This window comes from Pseudooctadecabacter sp., from assembly GCF_020627745.1.
Taxonomy (GTDB): Bacteria; Pseudomonadota; Alphaproteobacteria; order Rhodobacterales; family Rhodobacteraceae; genus Octadecabacter.
In genome coordinates, this window is the sequence record NZ_JAHDGE010000063.1 from 2,143 (window position 1) to 6,895 (window position 4,753).

Here is a 4,753-nt window from a genome sequence, read left to right on the forward strand (position 1 = left end):
TATGTCGCGCCATCGCGCGCCAACCCGGACCATCCCGGGTTTCGAATTGGGCGTCGCCAAATCCTATCCGGGGCGGCCCTGCCGGGCCGCCCGCCTGCGTTTTCAGGTATTTTTGAACCAGAGAAAGGGCCATGTCTCGCATTGAAGGCGGGGGGCAGGCGCGGTATGTGGGCGCGGATTGGGAGAGTGATATGCCACAGTTTCTGACAACCACGGACGCGGATTTTGAACAGCGGTTTCGCGCGCTTTTGGCGGCCAAACGCGAAGACAGCCCCGATGTGGATGCGGTTGTGGCGCAGATTATTGCCGATGTGCGCGCGCGCGGTGATGCGGCGGTTCTGGAGCTGACGGCGAAGTTTGACCGGCTGTCGTTGCAGGCAGACGGTTTGCGGTTTTCCGAGGCCGAGATTGAAGATTATTGCGCGCAGGTGTCGGACGAGGACCGCGCGGCGCTGGAACTGGCGGCAGAGCGCATTCGTGCCTATCACGCGCGGCAGATGCCCGAGGATGCGTTTTGGGAAGATGCGGCGGGTGCGTCGCTCGGATGGCGCTGGACGCCGGTGTCGGCGGCGGGGCTGTATGTGCCGGGCGGCATTGCGACCTATCCGTCGTCTGTGTTGATGAACGCGGTGCCTGCGAAGGTGGCGGGTGTGGGGCGGTTGGCGATGGTGGTGCCCACGCCTGACGGGGCCGTGAACCCGTTGGTGTTGATGGCCGCGCGGATTGCGGGGGTGGATGAAATTTACCGCATCGGCGGCGCACAGGCTGTGGCGGCGCTGGCCTACGGGACCGAGACGATTGCGCCGGTGGACAAGATCACCGGGCCGGGCAATGCCTTTGTGGCGGCGGCCAAACGGCGGGTCTTTGGCAAGGTCGGCATTGATATGATCGCCGGTCCTTCTGAGATTTTGGTGATTGCCGATGCGGACAACGATCCGGACTGGATTGCGTTGGATTTGCTGAGCCAGGCAGAACATGACGAGAGCGCACAGAGCATTCTAATCACCGATGATGCGACCTTCGGGCAGGCGGTGGCCGACGCGGTCGAGGCGCGGTTGCAGACCTTGGAACGGCGCGCTGTGGCGGGGCCAAGCTGGCGCGATTACGGGGCTGTGATCACGGTGCGCGATATGGTTGAGGCGGTAGACTTGTCTGACAGGATTGCGCCCGAACATTTGGAGATTTGTGTGGCGGATGCGGACGCTTTGACGGCCCGGATCACCCATGCGGGTGCGATTTTCATAGGCGCGTGGACGCCCGAGGCCATTGGCGATTATGTGGGCGGGCCCAATCACGTGCTGCCCACGGCGCGGTCTGCGCGGTTTTCCAGCGGGTTGTCGGTGATGGATTTTCTGAAACGCACCACACTGGCGCGGATGACGCCGGAGGCGTTGCGCGCCATTGGGCCTGCCGCCGAGAGGCTTGCAATTTCGGAGAGTTTGGAGGCTCATGGCCTCAGCGTTCGCGCGCGGCTGGACCGGTTGAACAGGGACTGACCTGATGACGAAGATCATAGATATCGCCTTGGACGACCGCGCCTTGCCGCCGCCCACGCCGGAGATCGAACAGGAACGCAAGGTCGCGATGTTCGATCTGTTGGAGGAAAATTCCTTTGCTCTGGCCGACCGCGACGGGCGCGCAGTCCCTGAGGGGCCGTATAAATTGGGCCTGTCGATCCGGCAAAAACGGCTGGTCTTTGAGATTGCCACTGAAAAGGACGATCCGGCGGGGGAGTTCCATCTGTCCCTTGGTCCGTTCCGGCAGGTGGTGAAGGACTATTTCCAGATTTGTGAGAGCTATTTTGACGCCGTCAAAACCGCAGCCCCCAGCCAGATCGAGACGATTGATATGGCGCGGCGGGGCATCCACAACGAGGGCGCGCGCATCCTTGAGGAACGTCTTGAGGGCAAGGCGGAGGTCGACAATGATACGGCCCGACGCCTGTTCACCCTGATCTGCGTTTTGCATTTCGGGGGCTGAGATGAAGGAGCTGCCACAGTCCATTTTGTTTTGCTGTGACCACAACTCAGTCCGGTCGCCCATGGCCGAGGGGATCACCAAAAAGCTATATGGAACAGAGGCTTATATCCAGTCAGCCGGGGTGAAATCCGATCTGGATATTGACGGGTTTGCGGTGGCCGTTTGTCAGGAAATCGACGTGGAGCTGTCGCGCCACCGGTCGCGCAGTTTCGATGAGATGGAAGATTGGGGCGATGATCTGTCGTCCTTTGATCTGGTGGTGGCGCTGTCACCGGCAAGCCAACGGCGGGCGCAGGAATTGGCGCGGCACAGCCATCTGGAGGTGGAATACTGGCCCATTCTGGATCCCACGGGACTGGGCGAAAGCCGCGAGGCGCGGCTGGTGTCCTACCGTCAGGCGCGCGACCAGATCCGCGACCGATTGGTGGACCGCTGGGGTGAGGGGGCAGGCTGAGGCCGCCACTTGGGCCAGCGGGGCCGGGATGCCGCAGGGCAGGGGCTGAATTAGGCCTTGAAAATTCACCCTGATCGGACCATTTAAGCCCCGTCCACGTTTGGTGGACTTTTTGATGGAGAGAACATGGCCAAGGAAGAACTGCTCGAATTTCCCGGTGTCGTTAAGGAACTCCTGCCGAATGCGACATTCCTGGTCGAGCTGGAAAACGGCCATACGATCATCGCACATACGGCAGGCAAGATGCGCAAGAACCGCATCCGCGTTCTGGCAGGCGACAAGGTGCAGGTCGAGATGACCCCCTACGATCTGACCAAAGGTCGGATTAATTACCGCTTTAAATAAGGTGGGCGACGCCCCCCGATTGATTTTAGGCTCCGGTTCGCCACGGCGGTTGGAGCTTTTGGCGCAGCTTGGGCTGGTGCCGGATGCGGTGCGTGCGCCCGATATCAATGAAGACCCCCTCAGGGACGAGAAGCCGCGCGATTACGTGCGGCGCATGGCGTTGGAAAAGGCGCAGGCGTCGGACTGTGCGGCGGATGAGGTCGTGCTGTGCGCGGACACCACCGTGGCCGTGGGGCGCCGGATTTTGGGCAAGCCTGCGGATGCGGGTGAGGCCGAGGCGTTTTTGCGGATGCTGTCGGGGCGGCGCCACCGCGTGATCACGGCCATTTCGGTCAAGACCCCAGCTGGCATCACCGTCAAAGACAACATGACCGTCGTGAAGATGAAGCGGCTGAGTGATGCGGAAATCGCCGGGTATCTGGCAACAGATGATTGGCGCGGCAAGGCGGGTGGCTATGCCATTCAGGGGCCAGCCGGTGCGTTCATTCCATGGATTGGCGGATCGTTCGCGGCCGTCATGGGATTGCCGTTGGTTGAAACGGCGAATGCGTTGCAGAACGCGGGCATAAAGGTGTGGGCATGAAGGGTCGTGTGATTGTTTTGGACCACATCGCGGGGCGTGAGGCCGCAGCGTTGTTGGTGGATGGAAAGCTGACGGACCTGTTGGTCGATGACGACAGCGCCCCGCGCCCCGGTGCGATTTTCCGCGCGGTGTGTGACCGTCCGATCAAGGGCATGGGCGGCATGATGCTGCGCCTGCCCGACGGCGAGACCGCGTTTCTGCGTCAAGGCAAGGGGCTGGCGCCCGGTCAGTCCATGCTGGTGCAGGTGACAGGCTATGCGGACGACGGCAAGGCGGTGCCGGTGACGGACCGCGTGTTGTTCAAATCCCGCTATGCGATTGTCACGCCCGGCAAGCCCGGCATCAACATCAGCCGTGCGATCAAGGATGATGATGTGCGCGACCGCCTGCTGGCCTGCGCCCATGAGGCAGGGGTGGCCGAGGGTTTCGGCCTGATCATCCGGTCCTCCGCGGCGGAGGCTGCGGACGAGGACATCATCGAAGATATCGCGGCGATGGACGCGCTGGCCACAGCCATCATGGCCGACACAGACGGCGCGCCAGAGGCCCTGACCGAAGGCGACGGCCCCCACGCGCTGGCGTGGCGCGACTGGGTCGAACCGGCCAAGGTCGTGACCGAGGCGGGCGGGTTCGAAGATATGGATGTGTTGGGCCAGATGGTGGCCCTTGGACAGCCGCGCGTGGGGCTGGACGGACCTGCGTTCATGTATGTGGAACCCACACGCGCCTTGGTCGCGGTGGATGTGAACACGGGCGGGGATACGTCGCCTGCGTCAACACTCAAGGCCAATCTGGCGGCCTGCAGAGCCCTGCCACGGGCGCTGCGGCTGCGGGGTTTGGGCGGGCAGGTCGTGATTGATATGGCGCCCATGTCCAAAGCCCACAGGCGTGAGATAGAGGGCGCCCTGCGTTCTGCCTTCAAGGCGGATACGGTGGACACCGCCTTGGTCGGTTGGACGCCGCTGGGCCATTATGAGTTGCAACGCAAACGCGAGAGATTGCCCCTGCCGGCTGAGGTCATGGAGGCGCTTGCGTAATGGCCTGCCCCATGTGTGAAAAACCCACCGATCCTGCCTATCGCCCGTTTTGTTCCAAACGCTGTGCCGACCTTGATCTGGCGAAATGGCTGGGCGGAGATTATGCCGTCCCGTCCCAGAACCCCGATGATTATGATGAGTTGCTGGACGCACTGGAACAGGCCACGACGGAGCCTGACGACGACGACGACACCCCGCGTTTGTCCTAATTCGCGGGTTCTTGCGATCGGGGGCAATTTGGGGCTGGACAGTCGTTTGGTGCGCTTCTAAAACGCCCACACCCAAGGGGTTCGCCCCTACCGGTGCCCGGGTAGCTCAGGGGTAGAGCAGTGGATTGAAAATCCTCGTGTCGGT

Annotated in this window: 7 protein-coding genes; all 7 read left to right on the top strand. The window is 62.3% G+C overall.

What is annotated here, in order from left to right; all coding sequences use genetic code 11:
- Positions 1-191 precede the first annotated feature (191 nt).
- The 7 genes from hisD (at position 192) to QZ653_RS14620 (ending at position 4,608) form a co-directional block, all read left to right on the top strand.
- The gene (gene hisD / locus QZ653_RS14590; RefSeq protein WP_296421208.1) at positions 192-1,496 is read left to right on the top strand and encodes a histidinol dehydrogenase; all 1,305 of its coding nucleotides are present in this window, start codon (positions 192-194) and stop codon (positions 1,494-1,496) included.
- A 4-nt stretch (positions 1,497-1,500) separates the two neighbouring features.
- Positions 1,501-1,980: a UPF0262 family protein gene (locus QZ653_RS14595; RefSeq protein ID WP_296421194.1), complete on the top strand. Its 480-nt coding sequence runs from the start codon at positions 1,501-1,503 to the stop codon at positions 1,978-1,980.
- Between the two features lies 1 nt (position 1,981).
- Positions 1,982-2,434 carry a low molecular weight phosphatase family protein gene (locus QZ653_RS14600; RefSeq protein ID WP_296421196.1) on the top strand — a complete coding sequence of 151 codons (453 nt, stop codon included), beginning with the start codon at positions 1,982-1,984 and terminating at the stop codon, positions 2,432-2,434.
- A 126-nt stretch (positions 2,435-2,560) separates the two neighbouring features.
- Entirely contained in the window at positions 2,561-2,779 is a 219-nt protein-coding gene (gene infA / locus QZ653_RS14605) for a translation initiation factor IF-1 (protein WP_008186030.1), read from the top strand.
- 1 nt (position 2,780) lies between these two features.
- Positions 2,781-3,362 (top strand): Maf family protein, encoded by a 582-nt coding sequence (locus tag QZ653_RS14610; protein WP_296421202.1) that lies wholly within the window; start codon positions 2,781-2,783, stop codon positions 3,360-3,362.
- Positions 3,359-4,399, top strand: a complete 1,041-nt coding sequence (locus QZ653_RS14615) for a ribonuclease E/G (protein WP_296421204.1) — start codon at positions 3,359-3,361, stop codon at positions 4,397-4,399. The genes QZ653_RS14610 and QZ653_RS14615 overlap by 4 nt, the downstream gene beginning before the upstream one ends.
- Before the next feature lie 11 nt (positions 4,400-4,410).
- Positions 4,411-4,608 carry a DNA gyrase inhibitor YacG gene (locus tag QZ653_RS14620; protein WP_412766014.1) on the top strand — a complete coding sequence of 66 codons (198 nt, stop codon included), beginning with the start codon at positions 4,411-4,413 and terminating at the stop codon, positions 4,606-4,608.
- Positions 4,609-4,753 lie beyond the last annotated feature (145 nt).